This window comes from Altericista sp. CCNU0014, assembly GCF_044923475.1.
Taxonomy (GTDB): Bacteria; Cyanobacteriota; Cyanobacteriia; order Thermosynechococcales; family Thermosynechococcaceae; genus JAAURS01.
Window position 1 is genome coordinate 3,356,501 of the sequence record NZ_CP137338.1, and the last position, 22,330, is coordinate 3,378,830.

Annotated in this window: 7 protein-coding genes; 3 read left to right on the forward strand and 4 right to left on the reverse strand. The window is 56.5% G+C overall.

Annotated features, from left to right (window positions below; genetic code table 11):
• Positions 1-2 precede the first annotated feature (2 nt).
• The 3 genes from R6H26_RS16105 to R6H26_RS16115 all read right to left on the reverse strand — a co-directional run bounded on the left by R6H26_RS16105 (position 3) and on the right by R6H26_RS16115 (position 17,974).
• Positions 3-14,687 (reverse strand): DUF4347 domain-containing protein, encoded by a 14,685-nt coding sequence (locus R6H26_RS16105; protein ID WP_404783714.1) that lies wholly within the window; start codon positions 14,685-14,687, stop codon positions 3-5.
• A 93-nt stretch (positions 14,688-14,780) separates the two neighbouring features.
• Complete coding sequence (locus tag R6H26_RS16110; RefSeq protein ID WP_404783716.1) at positions 14,781-15,686, reverse strand: peptidylprolyl isomerase; 906 nt, start codon at positions 15,684-15,686, stop codon at positions 14,781-14,783.
• A gap of 1,238 nt (positions 15,687-16,924) precedes the next feature.
• The gene (locus tag R6H26_RS16115) at positions 16,925-17,974 is read right to left on the reverse strand and encodes an ATP-dependent 6-phosphofructokinase (protein WP_404783717.1); all 1,050 of its coding nucleotides are present in this window, start codon (positions 17,972-17,974) and stop codon (positions 16,925-16,927) included.
• Between the two features lie 332 nt (positions 17,975-18,306).
• Here R6H26_RS16115 and R6H26_RS16120 point away from each other — a divergent pair, with 332 nt between their 5' ends.
• Complete coding sequence (locus R6H26_RS16120; RefSeq protein ID WP_404783718.1) at positions 18,307-18,774, forward strand: Hsp20/alpha crystallin family protein; 468 nt, start codon at positions 18,307-18,309, stop codon at positions 18,772-18,774.
• Between the two features lie 122 nt (positions 18,775-18,896).
• On the opposite strand, the gene R6H26_RS16125 is transcribed toward R6H26_RS16120, so the two are convergent.
• Positions 18,897-20,029, reverse strand: a protein-coding gene (locus R6H26_RS16125) for an IS630 family transposase (protein ID WP_404783720.1) whose coding sequence is annotated in 2 segments (ribosomal slippage) — positions 18,897-19,606 and positions 19,606-20,029 — 1,134 coding nt in all. Because the reading frame shifts where the segments join, the coding sequence is not laid out codon by codon here.
• Positions 20,030-20,612: 583 nt separating this feature from the next.
• On the opposite strand from R6H26_RS16125, the gene R6H26_RS16130 reads away from it, so the two are divergent.
• Both R6H26_RS16130 and R6H26_RS16135 read left to right on the forward strand, forming a co-directional pair.
• Positions 20,613-20,981, forward strand: a complete 369-nt coding sequence (locus R6H26_RS16130; protein ID WP_404783721.1) for a response regulator — start codon at positions 20,613-20,615, stop codon at positions 20,979-20,981.
• Between the two features lie 113 nt (positions 20,982-21,094).
• Positions 21,095-22,330 carry a saccharopine dehydrogenase family protein gene (locus R6H26_RS16135; RefSeq protein ID WP_404783723.1) on the forward strand — a complete coding sequence of 412 codons (1,236 nt, stop codon included), beginning with the start codon at positions 21,095-21,097 and terminating at the stop codon, positions 22,328-22,330.

Sequence of the window (22,330 nt, forward strand, 5' to 3'; positions counted from 1 at the left end):
CCTCAAAGGGCTAAGGCTGACTTGCCCGCCAGCAGGTCATCCGTGAGGATTCCAAAGTCGTCGAACGACGTGACTCCACCGAGGCCGAGCAGTCCAAACCCGCCATCCGTCAGCACCCCGTTGTAGGTCGAGCTCAGGACCGTCTGGCCGTTCAGCGTCGCGCTGAGCGTCGTGCCCTTAATCGTCAGTCCTAGGGTAAAGTCTGACGAGGTATTCAGGCTATTGCTCGAATACGCAGCATCGATAACAATCCCTTTCTTCGTCGCGTGCCCGATAACAATCTGCTTGGTCAGCGGATTCATCGTCACGAACTTATAGTCGTTTGGCGAGTAATAGTCAAAGACGAAACCACCTTGCCCTGTCGTGCTGAACTTGCCGCTCAACTGGAGCAGGGCGTTGGAGCCGACCGATAAGTTGACGAGATCGATCGCGGGCGTGCTGCCGTTAGCCGTTAGACTGTAGCGGCCAGCCTGGGCGTTCAACACCCCCGTTCGAGGGGCCTCAAATAGGGTGTCAACCGTTGGGGCGCTGCTAAAATCGACCGTTTTATTGAGCGTGACCGTCGGGGGTACCTGTTGGACCGCCACGTTATCGATCGCGGCTAGAGCGTTGCTCGCACCCAAACCGACCATGCCAGCATTGAGTCCTTTCGAGAAGCCATCGGCATCGACGCGGGCGGCAAACGTATAGGTGAGTTGCGTCTGGTTGTTAACCTTCAGCGCGACTGCGCTGCCGTTCAGCGTCAGGAAGAGATTGTAGTCCGTATCGGCCTTCAAAGCACCCGTGAAGGGTTGCTGTGCTACAACCTTCCAACCTTGAGCGTCGCGCTGGCCGATCTCTAGCTTGTTGGTCGAGACATTGATGCCTGCAAACTTAAAGTCGGTAGGACTTTGGTAATCGAAGATCAGGTAAGCGTTTGCTTTATACCCGCCCGTCGGTTTCACAGCGCGGACGGTAGCGGTCATCTCAAAATAGTTGGGGATGTACCGATCCACGTAGAAAACGCTGACGGCGTCGCCGCCCGCTACAGTCGGTGCGACTTGGTAACGACTTCCCGTGACGCTCCAGGTGCCGCTATCAGCGGCGAAGCCCTGGGCCTGTCCGTCGTTAAAGTTGGCACTGCGCAGCACGTCGCGCTTGCCGCCAGGGATGTTTCCGGCTTGCGGATCGGCTGGCGCGCCGGTTTGATCCTGCCAAGCAAAGTCTTTCTGCAACACCAATCCGAGTTCGCCTGCGGGTTCGCCGTTCCGAAGCGGATCGGCTCCGGTATCTCTGGCTTGGGTCTGGTCGGCACCGTCTGCTTTTGACAGAGCATACAGGAATTCCGATAGCTGGGGTTGCAGCGTGCGGCTCACCGTGGCCATACCGAAGGGGGCAAAGGGCACCAGGTAACTGTTGTATTCGCCGACCCAGTCGATCAGGCGATCGCCACCAGTATTCGCGATCAGCACGTCGCGTCCGGCACCGCCATAGGCCCGATCTTCGTAAGTCGGATGGGTATCGGGTGCGTCGTTCTTGTTGCTGTTGGTCGTCTGGTCGTCGTCGGCATTCATCAGGTCGTTCCCCCATCCGCCGTACTGATTGTCGCGACCCGTGCCGCCGACCAACCAATCATTGCCCAAGTCGCCGAAGATGGCGTCGTTCCCGTCATCGCGAACGGGTCCGTAGGTCGCGGTTTGCTGGCCGGTTGCCTTGGGCACCGTACCGCCCGGACGGAGCACCCCTTCATCTTTATTAAAGTTGAGTAAGAACTCGTAAGCCGGACCTTGGGCGGCAGATTTCCAGAGATTGCCGCTGTCATCGATCTGAATCTTCCGCAGCGGGTCGTACTCGTCATAGAGCCGGAACTCGCCCGCCCGGAAGCGGTTGTTGAGATGCTGCCCGTCAATGTCTTCAGGGTTAAACGCCAAGACGTTACCTGGGTTTTGTTGCCCGATCGGAGTGACGAGCAGCGGGGTGGCGATACCCACTGCGGCATAGCCCAGATCGAGCAATCCGGTGGGATTGCCGCTGGCATCGTAGATCGGGACGTAGGCGATCGCGAGCGCCTCCGCACCTGAAATGGCATCGTCGCCAGAACCGCCGTGCAGGAAGTCGCTGCCCAGACCGCCAAAGATAATGTCATCGGCAAACGGCAGGTTGCTCGCGTTATCGGGAAACTCGTCGTCGGTCGCATTCCAGGTCTTATCGAAACTGAACGGTACGAGTTCGACGGTCTTCTTCAGCTCTCCGGTGATGTTGATGGTGGCAAACTGGATCTGTCCGGGCGTGCTGATGGTTTGCTGAACGGTCGCGGCAAGACCGTACAGGGGTTCTGCTGTCCCGTTGCGGCTGGTGGAAATCAGGCCGTCATCGCCGTTGATGCCGTCCTGCCCCGTGCCGCCAGAGATCCAGTCGTTCCCGTAGCCGCCGATGATGTCGTCATCCTGCCCTTCGCCGAAGATGACATCGCTACCCGTCATGCCAAAAATCGTATCGTCGCCGGATTCGCCGTGAATCAGGTCGGCCAAGCCGTTATCGGCAGGTTGGCCGATTGGCGTCGCCTGACCGTTCGCGTTGTAACCGCCACCCGCGTAATCGCCGCCGCCCAGGGTGTAGTCGAGCTGCTGCATCGCGCGGGGAACGATCTTTAGCGGTCCGTAGTTGTCGTAGGCAAAGGTTCTAAATAGGTCGGTCGGAGCGGTGGGATTGGTGCCGCTCGCCCCGCCTTGAACCAATCGATAGACATTGGCGTTATCGCCCATGATGTAGTCGGCATCGCGGGCGTGGCCGGTTGCGGAAGTCGCGATCGCACCATTCGCATCCAAGGTGGCGTCGCCGATGTCATTGCGAGAAATATCGATTCCGGCACCGCCAAAGATGACATCCGCGCCGTCTGGCCGCAATGCTTCATCGGTCAGCCCAAACAAGGCGGAACTGCCGCCAATCATGTCATCTTGGCCCAGACCGCCGTACATGAGGTCGCTGCCGCCGTTGCCTTCCAGGTAGTCGTCGGCATCCGTAACCGCTTCGGGGATGTTGAAGTACAGGGTTTGGTCGGTATCGGGGTTGTTACCACTATCGGTAAAGTCGATCTGCCGAGTCACAGTGGCTGCATTGGCATCGTCAGCCCCGACGAATCCATCGCCCTGCAGGAGGTCGTCGCCCAACTGGCCGAACAGGGTGTCGCGATCGGCACCGCCAGCCATCACGTCGTTGCCGAATCGACCCAACGGGTTAGCTTGCACGGCATCGGAATGGTCGAGCAGCGTCATGTCGCGGCCTACGACATCGTCTGGGTCGCTTTGGGCGGAATTGCCCGTATTGGCACCCATCGTATCTCCAGTGGTGGTATAGAGGGTTCCTGCCGTCAGCGATCGGAAACGCGGGTTGAGGTCGTCGCCGCGCCGCCAGAGGGTCGCGTTGTCGCCCGCCATCGCATCGTTACCCGTGCCGCCATCCATCAGGTCGTTGACGGGTGGGTTGAGGGTGGCGTCGATCGCCGGAGCCGTCAGCTCGTCCGCACCGCCGGAAACGTTGTGGCCGCCGACCATATCGTCATCGCCGGAGCCGCCGAACATGCGATCGTCGCCTTGCTGGCCCAGCATGATGTCTGCGCCTTCTTCGCCCCAGAGGCGATCGCCTTCACCGCCAGCCGTATCGCCAATATCGGTGGCAAAGAAGTTGCGGGAATTGACGGTGCTGAGCGTGCTGAACTGCGGGTACAGGCGACCGTGGTCGCCAAACATCAGGTCGTTGCCGTGGTCGCTCTGGATGCCATCCGTCTCGCTGCCAGTGTCGCCGTAGAGGTCGTCGGCATCGGTGCCGCCGAAGATGACATCGCTGCCGTTATCGCCGTAGACGAGGTCGCGACCGCCGTTATTCGGCTGTTCGGTGGCGATTAGATCGAGGGTGTCGAGATTCATATCGCGCAATGCGAATCCCTCTGCGAGCGTTGCGTTGACCGCCGCAACGTCGATTCCCGCGACATCGCCGAGTCGTCCGGTCGACAGCCATTCGAGGGCACCGTTGTCGCCAAGGATAGTGTCGTTGCCGTCGTTGCCATTCGTGGTGCTGTTCGGAGTTTGGAGATCGCCGTAGAGCCAATCGCCGCGTACGCCGCCCAAGATCCTGTCACTGCCAGCATTACCCGAGATCGTATCGCGACCGCCGGTGTTGTCAGCGGCATCGTTTTCGTCGGTACTGCTCAGCCGCGCCACCGCGCCACCGCGAACGACGAGGCGATCGGTGCCGTTGCTGGTGGCATCCAACGCCGGATTCGCGAGGAGAATCAGCCCGTTGTCGCCCAGCAACAGGTCGGCACCGTCCTGCGCGCCGCCGCTGGCCGACTCGTCGTCGCCGTAGATCGAATCGCCCGCTGTGCCGCCCATCGCCACGTCAGAGCCAGCATTGCCGCGAATGGTATCCACCGCGCCGCGACCATCGGTCTTGGATTCGATCCGATCGAGCGTGGCTAGGTTGGCAGGCGACGCGCCAGTCAGCGTCAGATTCAGGTCGAGGTCGAGCGTGAAGTCCACCAGCCCGTTGTCGCCCAGCAGGATGTCATCGCCGTCAGACGCACTTGCGATCGCCGCGTCTCCCCAAATGTCGTCGCCACCGACCCCGCCCATAGCGATGTCGATGCCGGAGTTGCCTTCAATGTCGTCATCGCCGCCCGTGGCATCGAGCGTGTCGGTCGCGAACACGCGTGCCAGCGTCCCGTGCTGGAGGTAGTCCACCTGGCCGTTGTCGCCCAGAAGGATGTCGCTGTCAGCTGCAAGCGGACCTACGATGCCGTTGAGTTCGGCATCGCCGTACAGGAAGTCGCCTTTGCCGCCGCCGATCGCGACGTCGTTACCGTCGCCTCCTGAGAGTCGATCGATGCCCGTAAATGGAATATCGCCGCCAGCGAGGTCGGTGCTCTTCACGGTCTGGAGCGCGAACAGCTCGCCCTTACCGAAGACATAGGCCGGATCGGAGGGGTCGATGAAAGAGAGGTCAAAGTCGATCTGGCCGCGATCGCCCAGCAGCACATCGTTACCGAGACCGCCGATGCCATCGTCATCCCCCGGCCCGCCGATCGGGATATCGTCGTCTTGGCGTCCGTCCAGTTTGTCGTTACCGCCCTGGGAGGGATCGGTCTCGTTGGAGACGATCTGCTTGGGAGCGGCGACGTAAACGTCGGCCACCTTGGCGTTGGGCGTGACGGTCACCAGCGTGACGGCCTGCGTCATCTGGATGTGGTCGCCCGCCACGACGTCGCGGCTGTCACCGTCCTCGGGGTTGTAGCTATCGTCGCCATTGACAAAATCGCCCCCCTTACCGCCAATCAACACGTCGCGTCCCGTGCTGCCGAACATCTGGTCGTCGCCACCAAAGTCCTTGTCTACCGAGCTGATGTCGGTTGCAAAGGCCCTGCCAGCCGGTGCGGAATAGGTCAATAGCACGCGACCGCGATCGCCGAAGGCGATGTCGTCGCCGCTGCCGGTTTTAATGAGGTCTTCGACGGACTGGCCGATCGCCCCTGCGCCAACTTGCAGTCCCAGACCGCCGCCACCAAAGACGATGTCATTATCTTGCCCCGCGTCGATCCGATCGTCGCCATCTCCGGCTTCGGTATTCGATTCCAGGCGTTTGAAGTCCTGCGTTGCCGCAGTGTAGGTCTCGCCGCCCGGCAGCCCGTCTAAATCGTCGCCGCTCTCCCAAACCTCGATCTCGCCGCTGTCGCCAAAGATGACGTCCGCGCCGACGTCGCCGGAAATCGAGTCATTACCGGCGTTGCCCAGCAAGATGTCGTTTTCCTTGCCCCCGGCGATACTGTCATCGCCGCCGTTGCCGAAAACGATGTCGCTGTCGTTACCCGCGAAGATCGTGTCGTTTCCGTCGCTGCCGCCGTGGGGCGTCCCTCGACTGAATCGATCGCCCTCGGACCAAGTCAAGGGATTGTTATCGTCCTCTAGGTCGACGCGGACGTTGTCCCCGCGAATGAGGTCGTTGCCCGCCTCGCCGTAGATCGCGTCGTTGCCCGCACCGCCGCTCAAATTGTCAGCACCAAAGTTGCCGAAGGCGGGGAGTACCAAGACGGGCTTGCCACCGTCGAGCTGAAGGTCGAAATTGGCATCGAGTTTAAAGGTGGAATCGCCCCAGATCCAATCATCCGCGCCGTTGCCCTGGATTTCGTCCGACCCCGCACCGCCGCTGATGTAGTCATTTCCTTCCGAAACGGCAGCGGCAAAGAGGGGTTCGTCCCCGTCGATCGCCAGATCGAGCTTGCAGTCCGTAGATGTAAAGTCGAGGTCGCCCCAGAGGCGATCGTTGCCAGCGTCGCCCATCAGCACGTCGGCGTCGCCACCCCCTGCGATCAGATCGATGCCGTCACCGCCGAGCGCCGTATCCGCGCCCAATCCACCCGAGATGGCGTCGTCGCCTGCCTCGCCGAACAACAGGTCGTCGTCGGCCTGACCGGCGATCGCGTCATTGCCCGCGCCGCCGTACGCGGTGTCGTTGCCATCGCCGCCTTCCAGGCAGTCGTTACCGGCGCCGCCTTCCAGGGCATCGTTACCGGCCCCTCCGATCAAACGGTCTTCGCCAGTATCTCCAACAAGGGTGTCATCGCCCGCGCCGCCTTGAAGGGTATCCGCGCCCGCACCGCCTTCCAACTCGACGCGCACCGCTCCGTTGGAGGCATCGGAGACGACCTTAATGCTGTCGTTGCCCTGTCCGGCAAAGCCGAGGATGAGGTCGAAGCCGCCGTCGCGCTCGAACGTCTGCCATTCGCCCCATTCGTCGAAGTCAGGTCCCCTCCCCCGCACTCTGATCTCGGTACTGCTGACGATATCGATCTCGAATTCTTCGTTTCCGTCTGCGGGGTCGTCAGCTCCATTGTTGGTGTAGATCCGATCTGCGGCAAACTCGCCGACATTCAAGCGCAGCGTTCCGTTTTCCATATCGGTGGCCAGCACGGGATCTTGCGGCACCGAATACTGTTCTTCGTACAGCGGGATAGAGGGTCCAAACTGAAAATCCTTGCGCCAGAGGCCAAAGAGGGCCTCAATATAGGCGAACAGCTTCACTTCAATCAGAGCGTTGACATCGAAGAGACCCAATGGAGCAAGGGGACCTAACTCTTCGAACCCATTGACCAGATTGGCGATAATCTCATCGAGGCGAACGCGGAAGTCCCCATCCGGGTCGGACAGGTCGAACCCGACGGACGCGAAAATACCTCCGCCAACACCAGCCGACGCCACCACCAAATTCAGTTCGGCGGCGGCTGTAATCTCGCCAGTGACCAGCACTTCCGGCACGTCGATACCCGTAAAGCCGCCAAAGGGGTTGTCGTCATAGACGAAGAATCCCTGCACCAGATCTAGCGGGTTCTGACCGCCGTTGATGAAGCGCAAGATCCCCTCGGTGTCGTAGCCGAAAGCCAGATCGATAATGGCATTGATACCGCCTGCGAAACGGGCACCCAGGCCATCCCAGATCGGGACGTAGATAGAGAAATCGAAGCCGAATTCCAGGGGTGGTAGGTCGTAGGACACCAGCGTCATGTTGCGACCGAAGAATAGACCCAAAACTTCCTCAAAGTTTTCGAGGAACGGGAACGAGAAGCCGCCCTGAGGCCCGCCAACCGCGCCCGACAGGCCGGGGATTGCACCCGGATTGAATCCATCGGCGATAAAGTCCAGCACGTCTACTAGTTCCTGGGGTACCTCGATGCCGAAGCTATCTTTCAAGGCGGTCAAGACAGTCCCCAAGGCCTGACTCGGATCGGTCAGCGCGCCGACTTGGTTGGGATCTGTCAGATCCAGACCGCTCGTGCCGCCGAAGCTCAGGGTGTCGGCAAAGATCGTGACGAAACCGTTGTTCCCTTCCGCAACAGTCGACGCAAAGTCGACCACCTGATCGAGGAGTTCTAGCGCCGTCACTAATCCGGGGTTGACGAGGCCAAAGGTGGCTGCCACGTCGAGGAGCGAGGTCGGCCCTAAGAGGTCGGAGAGCACTGGAATCGGGTTGGTGAGAATGTCCAAGATCGGGTCGATCGGCTCCAGCACTTCGTAGAGGTCGTTGACGAACGGACCGATAGTGTCGCCGAGGAAGGAGCCGATATCCAATCGGATGTTGCCCAGCGACAGCAGTGGAAGTTCGGGGTGGTCGGCATCGATACCGATTGGGTTGCCACCGACCGTGGTATCGCCAAAGCCCCAGGCAAAGTCGAAGTCGGCCAGAATTTTAGGCAGCCCGATTCCATCGGCGAGTTTTTCAGAGACCCCCAATTTGAACAGAAAGTCGAGGTCGACCTCGGCACCGAAGGTCACGTCGAAGTCCAGATCGAGCAGATCGCCAAAGCCGATGCGGCCCTGGTCGGTGCCGAGCAGATCCACCGCGAATGCCGCGCTCAGATCGTCGTTCGAGCGAATATCGTCGCTCGGGTCGGCATTGCCTTTGTCGTCGATGAGATTGTTGTTTTCAGCGGTCAGTTGGAGGAAAAACAGTTGTGCGTCGATCTGCTTGGGCAAGTTGACGGTGATGCTGCCGGAAAGGTCGGACTCGCCGTCTGGGTTGACCTCGAAGAAGAAGCCGTCGCTCAGGCTGACGCCGATGCCGAAGGTGAGGTCGGCGGAGATGTTCACCGTAACCGGATCGGTGATTTCCAGTTGGAAGACCTCGAGGTTGAGGTTGACGTCGTCGGGCTGGATACTGAAGTCGACGCCCAAATCGAGGGTGAAGGAGAAGCCGTCGGCGGCGAAGACGTCGGAACCTAGATCGTCAAAGTAGCCCGGTGCGGAACTCACAGCGGCATCGAAGTCGTAGAGCCCGATCGTATTGCCAGCCGCGTCGAACAGGTTGAGTTTGACGGAACTGCCCAGGAAGTCCAGCGTCTGAAGGGCTGTTTGGATGACCTGACCGATGTCGCGGAAGATATTGGAAATCAGCTCGGGGGCTGCCTCGACGATCGCCGTTAGTTTGGGGATGATTTCGTCGCGGATTCGATCGATGAAGGCTCCAGCATCCTCCAGCGCATCGCCCACCAGCGGTAGGTCGGAGAGCGCCGCTGCCCCAAAAACCTCGCCGGTAATCAGGTCGCCGAGGGTGCCCAGCACCGTGTCAGCTCCAGCCAGGAAGAGCTCGATCGTGTCCAGCAGGCCGAGGTCGCTCAGGTCGATTTGCGAAAAATCGGGGATTGAATTCAGCGCGTAGCTGACGCCATCTGCACTAAAGGGGTCGGTGACTTGGGCCGTGAAATCGAGGTTGCCGATAAAGTTGGACGAAGTGGGGAACGACACGGGCAACACGGCTGCCACCCCGAGGTTCACGTCGACGTTGTCCGTATTGAAGATCGCGGACGCATTGCTGGCGTCGAAGAAGTCGGACAGGGTGATGTAGCCGTCGCCCGCAATTCCCACGTCGGGTAGCGCGATCGAGATCGACGCTGGCGCGTTATTTCCCAATACGCCATCCGCGTTGAGAACGGCACCGCCATTGCTTACAAACAGGCCCAAGGGACCCAGCGCGCCCGTAAAGGTCACGTTTTGGGCCGACGCGAAGGCTTCGATCGCCAAGTGCGTGTAACCGTCGATGTTTTCCGCATCGCTGTCGGCGACGACGAGGAAAATTTGGTCGAATACATCATCGGCGACGTGAACCGGATCGTCCAAGACGGCTGAAAGACCGCCGACATCGACCCCAAAAACCAGCTCCGCGTCGATGCTAAAGGACGCTCCCAAGTTGGCGTTGCCGTTCAGCTCGAGTCCGGGAACGGTAATGCCGGTCTCGTTTGCCAGCAAATCGACCATGTCGATCTCGACGGGAAGGATATCGGAGAAGTCGCGTTCGAAATCGATCTTGAAGGTCAGGATGCCAGGGCTGTTGGACTGGTATCCGATCTGGGCCAGCGGGCCGACAAATTGTTGGAGTCCTTCGTTCACCTTGTCGAGCAGTTCTTGCAGGCTCTTCGTCGGGTTCGCCGCAATATCCTCGACGGCTTGGGCGAAGTCATCGACAAAGGCAAGGGTCTCGGCGAGCGAGACGCCTAAGAGCGGCAGCGGCTCGTTGACGATGTCCAGATCCTGGACGTAAGCCTTCAGCCAGTTGGCGATCGCGCGTAGGGTTGCGATCGCGTCATCGAAGCCGAAGTCGGCCAGATCGGCAAGGGAGCCGAGGTTGGCATCGACCGCCAACGTTTCCAGATGGGTGATATCGGGCAGATCGATTTGGATGGAGGGAGAGACCACCTCTGCTAATTCTGAGGTCAGATCGTCGGCAACGCCGCCCGACCCGGCAACTGAGATATCGAGACCCTCCCAGCGGACAGAGGCAGAGCCGCGCAGGTCGATTTCTCGATCGCCCTCGGTGGGGCCCAAGCTCAGAATGTCACCGTCGCCGCCCGCGCCTTCCAGGACGTCGACAAGGCCGCCAGGACCGTCGAGGGGTTTACTGAATGCGTTGAAAATATCCTTGGTATAGATGCGCTCGCCACTGCCGAAATCGACTTCAACCGTGGCATCTAGGGCAGCCGTTGCCGTCCCGAGGTCGAGCGACACGAAACCGAAGTTGGCCTTACCGCTGGCACTGCCGTCCAACTCGAGGGATGCATCCAGAGACACGTCCTGCACGAAAGACTGGACGCCTTCGAAGGTGCGAGCCGAGATGCCTTCCTCCAGCCCCAATTCTTCGCGCGCCGTATCGTTGATGTTGGATAACTCGATCGCCTTGTAGGCCGGGTCGGTCACGGCAAAAACCAAGCGCGACCCTTTAAGGCCGATCGCCACCTTACCGGCAAGCGGTGCGACGATCGCGGCATTCAGCGCGTCGACTAAAGCTTGCAGCGTATTCGTTGCGGGTGGTGGGACGTCCACTGCAAGCTGGGTGACCGCGCCCCCCACCCCCGTGAGGTTGATGGTGAACTGGGCGTTACCGCTGAGGGTATTTGTCAGCGAAGGCCCTACGCGATCTGCGGTGGCGTTATTCGCGATCCCGATGTTCTCGTTAGCGTCAATCCCGCCAATCTCGATCCGATCTGCGAAGGCATACTGCAGCGACGTATCCAGTGCCGAAGCAGGTTGCGAGAACCGGATTCCCCACTGCCCCGTCCCCACCAATCGGCCTGTCGCATCTTCAACCAGAAACTCTGCTGCCGTGGCAATCAGGACGGAGCCGAGCTTCTGCTCTCCCGCCAGTACGGTCTCGGCCAAAGCCGCGTTGATGTCCCGAGCGGCGTTCGCGGCAATCTGAGCGGCGGAGAGTCCCGCACCGTTGTTTTCAGAAACATCGGCAGAGACGACAATCGGCCCGCTGTCGTTGGAACCTTGAACCAGTTTGACGGTAAAGGAGACATTCCCGAGATTGCCATCGACCGGAAGCGCATCAGCCTGTGAATCGAGTCCCACAGCGATCGACGAATCGCCCAAAATTTGCAGATTTGAAACGACCGAATCGTCCAGCAGACCTAGCTCGGCTTTGGCGATCGCGTTGGTACCGTCAATCCGCACAAACCGCCCTCCTGCGTTAATGCGAATTTGATATCCGACCACCTCGTTGCCATCCAAACTGGCATAGCTGCCAGCGCCGAACTGGGCCTCGATCGCGCTATTCAATTGAGCGACGAGTTGCGGCAATGCCTCGTTGTTCTGAGTGTTGGGGTTGTCGGCATTGGCGGCGGTCGTCGCGGCGAGCAGCGTGACTGTTTTGGTATTCGCTGGATTCGATGCATCGCCGATCGTGAGACTGAAGCTGGCATCGCCGCTCAATCGACCGTCCGCTGGCAGGCGCGAGACGGAGGCGCGCTGTCCGTACTGGAAGCCCAAATCGGCAAGTACCGCAACCGAAGCGCCAGTCGCTGGCTCGACGATCTGGAGATAGGGGAACGCTTGGCTGGCGATTTCCAGGCGACCCTGCGCGTTTCGGGTCACTACGACCTCAGCATCAAATCCCTTGGCCGCGATCCCAGCGGCGATCGCAGTTTGCAGCGCCTCGGCCAATTTCCCGGCTGAAGCGCTATAGTCCCCAGCCGCAAGGTTGACGGTTACGGACCCCAGCGCGCCCAAAACGAGGTTGAATTTCACATCGGTAGCGAGTGCGTCATCCACCACCGCGCCAGTTAAGGCTGAAGGAGCAGGTGCCGTCAAAATCGTCACATCGGGCACCTCGTTGAGCTCGATGCCGAGCGTGAGGGCGAGGTCGAAGCCGGTCTTCACCGCTAGATTCCCGCTCACCGCTACATCGGCAAAGGCACCTGCGTTCAGGCCCAAGTCCCCTTCCACTTCGATCGGGTTTGCGGCGCCATCTTTGTCCGGGTCGTATTTAGGCGCTGCGTGCAACTCGATCGCGAACAGCAGCGACGGCGGTTTGCCGTTCTCCACCACGTAGCGCGGGTTGATGCCTACCAACGCGCCGATGTCGTCAAAATCCGGGTTGCTGTTGTACTGGCTCAGGATATTGTTCAGGGCTGTCTGCAGCTTGCCGACGAACTCCTGTACGGTTGAAAAATTGGCAACCCTTGCCCCCTTCTCTTCCTTGGTGAGCGCGAGATAGAGATCGCGCATGGGGCCTTCAAACTGCAACACGTCGGAGATCTTGGTCGAATCGACCAGCGGCAACGACAGCCCGAACAGTTGTGCCTTGGTCTGAAGCTGGTCTAGAAGCGAGGTCAGACCGGAGAAAACATTGGCAAGGCCAGAGGCATCGATATTGCGGAATGGGTTCAAGCCATCGAAATTTTGCAGGTCGATCTGAATGGCCGTCCGGCCATCGTCGCTGCCGGGCACGGGTGCCTGGGCGCTGCTGAAGGGAGCATCCGTATACAGGCGCACGGTCGGCGAGAAGCCACCGAAACCATTGCCGCCTAAAATTCCGGCAGGATCGACCGCAAGGGGAAGCAACACCTCAATCGAGCCGCCCGGCGTAATGGTGGGCGTTCCCAAATCTGCCACTGTAGAGATGTCTCCACCGAACGAAGCAGCGATATTCATGTCGAAATCCGCCGTACCGGCCAGCGCCTCGACATCGAGGAAGCCGAACTGCAGCGCGTCAAACCCTGGGGTGGTCGCATCGGCACCCACGCCAGTGCGGAAGCTCGGGTCGCGCAGGAAGCTTTCGCCCAAGGTGACGGTGGTTCGCGGCTGGAGATCGACGTTGCCGGGGTCGGGGTCGGCATCGTAGGTGCTTTCGACGATGGTCGCGTTGAGTCCGACAATAGCATCGATGCTATAGGTGCTAGCCAAGGCGATCGAAGGCAGGCTGGTGGAGAGCAAATCGGCCTTGTAATCGAGTTCCAGGGCATCGGCGTTGCGACCGAGGTCCAAGCTAAAGGAATCCGCCGCGTCGGCGATCGAAACGGTGAATTCGAGATCGAACAGGAACTCGTAATCGTCTCCGCCCAGTGGGTTCAGGAGATATTTCTCATCTCCAGGGGTGCTAGGATCGGCATCGTTTCGCTTGATCGTAATGGTGACGTTGCCTATCGTTCGATCGAGACTGTCGAGGGCATCTGCAAACGCATCCGGCGTACCGCCCAAGAACGCCAAGTCATTGAGGGTGTCCGTCAGGAGCTGGGTCAAATTGACGACATCGCTGCCGTTCTGGCCGAGAATATCGGCCAGGGTGGGAACGTAAAAATCTTGGGGACTGAAGATACTGCTGCCATCCTGCTTGGTCTCGCGCTCGAGCAAGCCTGGAATTGCCGTATTCAGCAGCGCGTCGAAGTCGGTTTGATTCTCGGCATTGGTTGCCACATCGTCCAACAGGGCCAGCGGACTCTGCAGTCCCGATGCGGTATTGGAACCCAAAACGGGATTTGCAAGATAGCTGGCAAGGGTCGTATTGTCGAAGATATCGGCGAGCAGAAGTCCGCTGTAGTTTTTGAATACGGTGGGTAAGAATCCCAGATCGGACTCGATCGAGCCGACGGTGGTTTCAAGGTCCCAATCCCCTCCCAGCAGAGCCGAGCCAGTGGGGTCGTTCGAAGCGGCGACATCCGCTCCAGTGAGGGTGCTCAGTTGTCGGACAAAATCCACGCCCGACGTTCCGGCGGTCACATCGCAGCCGTAGACCAAAAAATCTCCATCTTCAGAGAGAGCAGCGCCCCAACGGCGGAGTTCGTCCGCACGGGTAGAAAGATTTTGCGAGTTCAACTCGGTCGATCCGAGCTGAATCGCGCCTTCGCTGCCGTGGGAAACGATATGAACGGTCGATAGATCGCTGTGATTTTCTAGAAGCGAACGAACTTGCGCGATGCCGTCTTGCGTCGGGTCTAGCACGACAACTTCTATCCCAGGCTTCACCCCGCTCAAAAGGTCTTGCAGGTTATCGACGCCAGGGTCCAGAATCAAGAGTTCGCGCGGCTTTATGTTTGTCTGAACGCCATCGCCCGGCAAAACGGTGGGTTCGACCGAGCGATCGAGCAGAGGGGTTCGAGCGTTCCAGCTTACGAGCGAATCCCAAGCTCGATCGAACGCCGCTCGATCGACCAAAGGGGTTTGGCGATCGTCCAGAAATGCATAAAAATCGGCCTTGTCGGGGCTTACTTCCAACTCCGACAAGGCTCGGTCGAAGTAAAGGTCGGCTCCGCTGGGCCCTTTAACCATTGAGTGGGAAAGACCCTCTAGCCCGTAGCCCCCCTGCTGAAACAGATAGTCTGTCGTAGCGCGAGCGTTTGCGGGGAAAAAAATTGAATTCGCAAATCCAAATTCCGGGCTAGTATCCATAGCTATCCTTTTCCTTGCCGTCGGTCTAAATTTTCTATAACTCTCGAACGAGTAAAGGGGCCGCAAAGCCCCTCAAACTTGAATGCAGCGTCCCTAAATCGGCTCGCCGCTGGCTAAAAGTTGGGCGTACTCTCGCTCTTGCACCCGACCGTTGGAGGAAATTTCCTCAGCCGAGCTATCTAATAAATCGGCACTGCTGGGCAGATCGGATAGGGCTTCCAGACTGGATTTCAATCGAACGGTGTGGGCGTTCATCTTTTCTGCCAACCATTGCCGGAAAAGTTTCTCCTCTAGTTGCCGCTTCAGCCGTTCGTCCATGACAACGGGAAGGATCTTCTCAATCCGCAAGATCCCCCAACGGTTTTCAATGGCAAGCGGCCCTACCAACTCTCCAGGGCGACAGGTCTTTAATGCCTCCTTAATCTCCTTGACCAACCAGCCACGGCGAACGACTTGTGTCGTGCATTTCACGATCGAATCCGGTACGGCCTCGTAGTCTTTAGAAATTTCCTCAAAACTGTTTTCCCCCGATCGCAGTTGTGCCGCCAGCTGGTCGGCGAGTTCGCGATCGCTGAGCGCCAGATAAGACAGTTCTATTTGCTCCAACGAGGGTTTGCTGTTTTCAAAAGCGGTCGATAAATTTGGCTCGGCCACTCGAGTTTTTAGCTTGTTCACCTTCAAGCTAAAAATGACTCGATTCTGAAATGCAGGATAATCTATGCCCTCTTGAGACAGCCATTTTTCAAACTTGTCTCGATCGGTCAATTGATGTCGGAGCCGAAAGTCAATGACAGCCTGTTCGAGCTCGCTCGTTTGAACGGGCAGTTCTGCTCGCGCTTGAATTTCTCGAACGATTAAACGCTGACTGACAATTTCTTGTACGAACGGTCGCAGTTTTCCAAACAGTTGAAGCTGAGCAAACACTTCTTGCCAAGGAATAATTTGCTCGTCAATCGTAATAGAAAAGCCAAAACGATCGGTTTGATTTAAATTTTCCATTTTTGTATTAAAAAATAATGAAGCCAAAACTCACCAAATTCATTTCGAGCTTTAAAGCACAAATTTGCAAAGAACGCATCGCGCAGTCAAGACAAACTAGCCCATAGCTATGGGCAAAAGAGCAATACGCGCCGCTACATTCAAAGTACTGAAGAACTCTCGAATGCCTTAAGGATAGGTACCTTCAAAGGTTGTTTTACGATGGAGAACGCACTGCTTGCCGGGGAAAAACAAATTTGCGTTTGCGCTCGAACAAGGGATTTGGAAACCGCTTAATTGCCAACCAATATGTATAGCTCAAGATAAGATAAAATGCTTCTAGTTATACAAGAGTTAACAAATAAGCTCGCCCACCACACTAAATGCTCGATCGCAAAACGCTCAAGACATTCTCGGATCGAAAGCGATACCGTTTATATCTCTTTCAAGCGCTCTCGAACTTTTTACTAAGGCTCTTGCTCGTACGGGCCATTTTTCGGCCCAATGACTTGAGAAGCGATGCATATGTACGGAATACCTGAAATTATTTGTATGTACAATTAAGGTTGACTTCGCTTCCGCAAATTCTTCGCGCTAAAGAACTTCGCGCTCAGTCTAGGCCGAGGAGATTTACCCATTCTCTAACGCTTGAGGAGCGAACTCAAGTTATTAAAGCTCGGGTTTGTTCGACCTAATTAAACATATTGAAACCACCCCATTCATATCATTTCCTATCTTTATTGAAAATTAGACTTGAATATAAATTCACAAAAAAACATATGGCTTGGAAAATCCTAGGTCAGGGCGTTGAGATCTCGTCCTTTTCTGGCTCTTGCCGTACTTCAGTCAGCCCGATCTCGGCAAAAACCGAGCAACTGCGATCGCCCCTCTAGAGGTGCTGGCTTCGATCGCAGTTGGGTTTATGGGGTCCTTCGCAGGGTCTTCAATCGATGCACGAACGCGACAACTTCAACGCGTCGATCTTGCAAGCCTGTATGTACGTGACGGCCCATGCTACAAGCATATAGAGAAGAATTGCTGAAAGGATTTGCAGACAAAAACGTTTAAAAATCCCGAGCGAGCCTCGCATTTTTTCGAGCGATCTCTGCCGAAAAAAACTCTATTTTTCGTTCTGGATTGCTAGACCGATCCGCTGCTCCGATGGTCTCCGATGGTCTCCGATGGTCTCCGATGGTCTCCGATGGTCTCCGATGGTCTCCGGTCGGCGACCGAGACGCGGGAAACTCGAGCAGCGCAATTCAATCGCCGACATAGATTGCAAGGGCGCGAGCCGTTTGGACGAGCGTGCCGTTAGGGTCTACGGACAGGGGGCTGCACTCTACCACATCCCGAATCCGAACTGCTTCAACTCGCCCGCTCCGCCAAGCGACCATTTTGCCAGATTCTCCTTGGGCTAACAGATCGACCGCCGCTTTGGCAAACGCTGCTGCCGTTAAGCGATCGATGGCAGAAGGAATGCCGCCGCGCTGGATGTGCCCCAAGACCGACGCTCTAATTTCCAGGTCAACGGGGCTGCACTCGGCAATGAGATCGGCCACGTACTGCCCCATCCCGCACGCAGAACTCTGAAGCGATTCCCGCGCGTGGTTTGCGCCTTCGGCCACCACCACGATGGCAAACTTCCGCCCCCAGCGATCGCGCAGTTCGGCAATGTGCTGGCGCACACCTTGAATGGAGTAGGGAATTTCGGGTATCAAAATGACATCGGCACCGCCCGCAATCCCCGAGTGCAGAGCCAAATGACCCGCCTTGCGGCCCATGACTTCCACGACCATGACGCGATCGTGACTCGCAGCCGTAAACGTCAGGCGGTTGAGGGCATCCGTCACGGTATTGATAGCCGTATCGAACCCGATCGCCCGTTCGGTGAGGGCCACGTCGTTATCGATAGTTTTGGGAATCGCGACCAGTTGCCAATTCCCGCGCTTTGCCAGCTCGTGGAGAATGGCAAGGCTACCGTCGCCGCCGATGGCAATCAGGGCATCCAGGGCGATCGCCCGATAGCCATCTAAAATCTCGTCGGCGCGGGCTAGCGTATTGCCGTGGTTAATGGTGCCTAGAATCGTGCCGCCCATATTCAGCAGCGGATCGATGCCTCTGAGATCTAAACTGTGGACGCCAAGCGGAATGGTCTTGCACTCTAGCAAGCCCCGAGTGGCGTAGGGAATACCCAAAAGCTCCCAGCCGTAGGTGAGGGTCGCGTGATTGACCACAGCTCGGATTGCGGCGTTGAGACCGGGACAGTCGCCGCCGCTGGTGAGAATGCCGACTCGCTTTGGGTTTGTCATAGCGCTTGTCAGGAGCTAGAAAAAGAACATTGGGCCGAACGCTTGCTCGTAAAATCCTGGGGGTGTCAGCTCCTCCAAAATCTTATCCAAAATCTTAAAAGATGCTGAAACTCTAAACCTAGCCCGTGAAGTTGAGGAACTCGTGAAGTTTGACCTTTCTCAGTCCATGCGTTGCGAGGAGGGTTCCCTCACAAATTCCTCAACTTGTATTTGTAGGGTGAAGGTAGAGGACAAGCGAGATTGAAGCGCTGTCCCAGACATTTCTTTCTTGCAAGATCCTTCGTAAAGCTTTGCAAGAAGAAGGGATAAGTTTGCAGTAGGAGGCTAAACCTATGACACTTACACGATGGAAACCGCTGAGGGATCTCGAACTCATGGAACCCTTCCGCGAAATGGAAAACCTTCAACATGAAATGAATCGGCTGTTTGACCGATGGATGCATGCGGGCAATGGCGAATCCAAAGGCTTTGGTTTCGTTCCATCCGTCGAAATGCAAGAGACAGACGATGCCGTTCAACTGAAGCTAGAAGTCCCAGGCTTAGAAGCCAAGGATCTCAACGTGGAAGTCGCGGATGACGCCGTTTCGATCAAAGGGGAACGTAAATCTGAATCCAAGACTGAAGAGAAAGGGATGATTCGCTCCGAGTTCCACTATGGTTCCTTCGAACGAGTCATACCGTTGCCATCTCACGTCCAAAACGACAAGGTCACTGCCGAATATAAGAACGGCATTCTCAACCTAACCTTGCCGAAATCTGAAGAAGAGAAGAAAAAAATCGTCAAGATCGACCTTGAGTAGGGTTTTGCTCGATCGCAAACCTTTGCAAACCTTGACGGCGAGCCTTGATCGCTGAGGGTAGAGCGATTTGAGTGACTTCTTCTACTTTGGGTAGGTTTCTCTGCAAGAAACCTACTACTCTGTCATCCTTCAAATGATGGATAAAGATGCTTAAGTTTAATCCTTGCATCTTGTGTTGTAAATTGCCAATCGATCTTGTTGTCAGTATCATTTCGGCGAGTTTCCCACGCAGCCACTTCTGTCTTAAGCGTTTCTAGGTTTGGTATTCGCCGATCTAAGCATTGGCGCGATAAAACACTTAGCTCTATTTCTGCCATATTTAACCAACTCCCATGTTTTGGAGTGTAGTGAAAGTCTAGCCGCTCCAGGATTCGACGGGCTTCGGGAGCCTCAAACGCTTTGTAGAGTGAGGCTTTTACATGAGTATTCAAGTTGTCTTGAACTACCCGAATTTGAAGCGCTTCAGGGAACCCAACATCAACTAGCCATTTCATCTGCTGTGCATAGTCGATTTGTGTACGTTGCGCAGTCACTTCTACATGTCGCCAGCCGAGCAGTGGGGCAGAGAACATAAACAGATTGGCTGTTCCATTGCGCTCATATTGATAGTCCTCCCGTGCCACCTGTCCGGGTTCTGCTGCCTGAGGGATATGTGTTTCTTTGGTCAATTGCTTTGAGGTTTCATCAAAACAGACGAGGGGGTAGTTGGGGTCTTCGCTTTGGCTGTAAAGGTCTAAGACTTCTTCCATCTGGCAGATAAAGTCTGCATCTTGCTCTGGTGGAATCACCCAGCAGTCTTTTCGCCAAGGCTTAAGTTCATTTTTTTTAGCATTTGACGCACGGTTTCATGGGACACACTCTCCACATGGCCCAGTTCTACTAATCGTTGAGACAATAGCCGCAACGTCCAACGACTCTGACCCTCTGGCGGACTGCTACAGGCGATGGCGACTAGGTGGGCTTCTTGATTGCCGTCCAATAGCCTCGTGTAGACTCTCATTTTGCGCTTCAGACAAGCCTCGAAACCTTCTTCTACAAACTGTTGGCGTAAGCGCTCAACGGTTGCGGTGCCGACATCCAATGCCGCACTGATGTCGGCGTCACACCAACCGCCATCAGGCTGTGATGTATCTGCCTTGAGGAGTATCCGTGCATGGGTGATGATGTATGCGGCTGTTTTTCCGGTTTGAGTCAGTTTTTCTAAGTGCTCGCGTTCTGTTTCAGTAAGCGTCACGATATATTTTTTGCGTGGCATCTGGATGATTGAGAAATTTCATATTCTAATAATCCATCAATTTAAGAATGACGCAACACTACCCATTTTGTTCGACTTCACTAGGTTTACTAGCATGTAGATTTATTACCGATCTGGCGGCAAGTCGTTTGTATATATATGTATCAGCCCATTAGTGGCAAACAAAAATGTTACTATGTAAGTGGGAAAGTAGAGAGGGTACAAATAGATAAGGTGGCAACATTCTGGGCTTCTGAGCCGCAAGAATAAAGCCAAACTAGGATCTGGAAAGATGCAGCTATGTAAACTCGAGCGAAACTACGAATCCCTTCTATTTCGTTAGGTTGAGGAAGTAACCTTGAATCGAATAAGTCCGGTTTACTAACGGTTCGAGCCAAAATGCGCTCGGACCGTTAGCTTTTTTAACTGTCATTTTTTCGTTACTTCAATCCAAAGAAATACCGTGCTTTTAAGGTCTTCTACTTCTTTGCTGTCATGCTCAAAGAATGGATTGGAAGCGTTAAAAGTAACGAGCGCGAGATGGATTGGAAGCGCGTCATACAAAAGCTTATTCACATCGGCTATTTGTCAAGAGGGCGGGACGATGTTTCAAAAAAGAATTTTAATCATTGACGACGATATGGCAATTCGCATAGTGGTAAAGGTCAGCCTCAGTAAGTTAGGCGGATACGACGTTTTAGATGCGGCATCGGGTGCGGAAGGATTAGAAATCGCTCAATTAGAACATCCAGATGCCATCATATTAGACTTGGCCATGCCTAAAATGAACGGATTTGAGGTGCTGCAACACCTTCAGAAGAATCCTCTAACGCAATCGATTCCGGTCGTGCTGCTGACGGCCAACACCGATCGGGTCGATCGAAAAGCGATCGCATCGGTAGGCGTCATCCCCAAACCGTTTGATGCATTGGAGTTACCGCATCAGATTGCTGCTGCCTGCGGTTGGACTTGAAAGTTGGCTGTCAGTGTCAGAAACTCGTGAAGGGCGAATCCCAAGATTTGCTACCTTAGTTAGCGAACGTCGCGCAACCCCTCAACCGCTCGCCGCGTAAGGAGCATTCTGCTATGACCGATCGGCTTTACGATGTCGTGCTCTACGGAGCCACGGGTTTTGTCGGGCAACAGACCGTCCGATATTTCGCCCAGCACGCGCGTCCCGAGCCATTGCGCTGGGCGATCGCCGGGCGGAGCCGCCAGAAACTGGAATCCGTCAGGGCGACCCTTGGCGTCGAAGCAGACATTCTCGTGGCCGACAGCCAGGATCCACGGGCGATCGACGAGATGGTGGCCCAAACCCGCGTCATCCTCAGTACCGCTGGTCCCTTTGCCCTCTACGGCAGCGCGATCGTCGATGCCTGCGTTCGGTTTAAGACCCATTACGTCGATATTACCGGAGAGACGCCCTGGGTCGAGGAACTTTGCGATCGCCACCACGCCCGAGCTGCCTCAGACGGAACCCGCATTATTCCTTGTTGCGGCTTCGATTCCGTGCCTTCGGATTTGGGAACTTACCTGGTCGCGCGCTACATCCAGCAAAAGCTGGGCGCATCTTGCCAAACCGTGAAAGCCTATTTTCAGATGACTGGCGGCTTGAATGGCGGCACTTTGGCATCAGCGTTCAACCTTTACGATTCCGGCCAGACCGATCGAGTGCGCGATCCCTTTTTGCTCGATCCGCCGGGCGAGCAGCACACTCCAGCAGAGATAGCGCGCAACCAAGATCCAGAACGGCCCGAGTATGATGCCGATATTGAAACCTGGGTCGCTCCTTTTGTCATGAGTCCAGTCAATACCCGCATCGTCCGTCGCAGTAGCGCCTTATTCGATCGATGGCAGCAGCCCTACGGGCCAGATTTTGCCTATCAGGAATACTTGAAATTCGATCCGCCTCTGGCATGGCTCCAAGCGACAGGGGTCAGTGCCGGAATGGCTTTGTTTGAAAGCATCGTTCGGCAGGCACCTTTGCGCCGCCTGCTGCAACCGCTGCTGCCGCAACCCGGTAGCGGCCCGTCAGAGCAAACCATGAATGAAGGGTGGTTTCGGTGCGAGTTATTGGGAACCGCAAGCGACGGACGCAAAGTAAAGGGATCGGTCTGCGATCGGGGCGATCCGGGAAACCGAGCGACCGTCAAGTTTCTCTGCGAATCGGCGTTGAGTTTGGCCTTGAATGAAGGTGAATTGCCAGGCGGATTGGAACGCGGCGGAATCTTGACCCCTGCAACGGGCCTTGGCGACGTTCTGGTCGAGCGGCTTCGCAAAACAGGGATGACCCTCGAGGTTGGTGTCGTTACTTCGAAATAG

What these genes read in the sequence shown, in the direction of transcription:
- R6H26_RS16105 (WP_404783714.1), bottom strand. Translation starts at nt 14,687, where the DNA reads ATGGATACTAGCCCGGAATTTGGATTTGCGAATTCAATTTTTTTCCCC.
- R6H26_RS16110 (WP_404783716.1), bottom strand. Translation starts at nt 15,686, where the DNA reads ATGGAAAATTTAAATCAAACCGATCGTTTTGGCTTTTCTATTACGATT.
- R6H26_RS16115 (WP_404783717.1), bottom strand. Translation starts at nt 17,974, where the DNA reads ATGACAAACCCAAAGCGAGTCGGCATTCTCACCAGCGGCGGCGACTGT.
- R6H26_RS16120 (WP_404783718.1), top strand. Translation starts at nt 18,307, where the DNA reads ATGACACTTACACGATGGAAACCGCTGAGGGATCTCGAACTCATGGAA.
- R6H26_RS16130 (WP_404783721.1), top strand. Translation starts at nt 20,613, where the DNA reads ATGTTTCAAAAAAGAATTTTAATCATTGACGACGATATGGCAATTCGC.
- R6H26_RS16135 (WP_404783723.1), top strand. Translation starts at nt 21,095, where the DNA reads ATGACCGATCGGCTTTACGATGTCGTGCTCTACGGAGCCACGGGTTTT.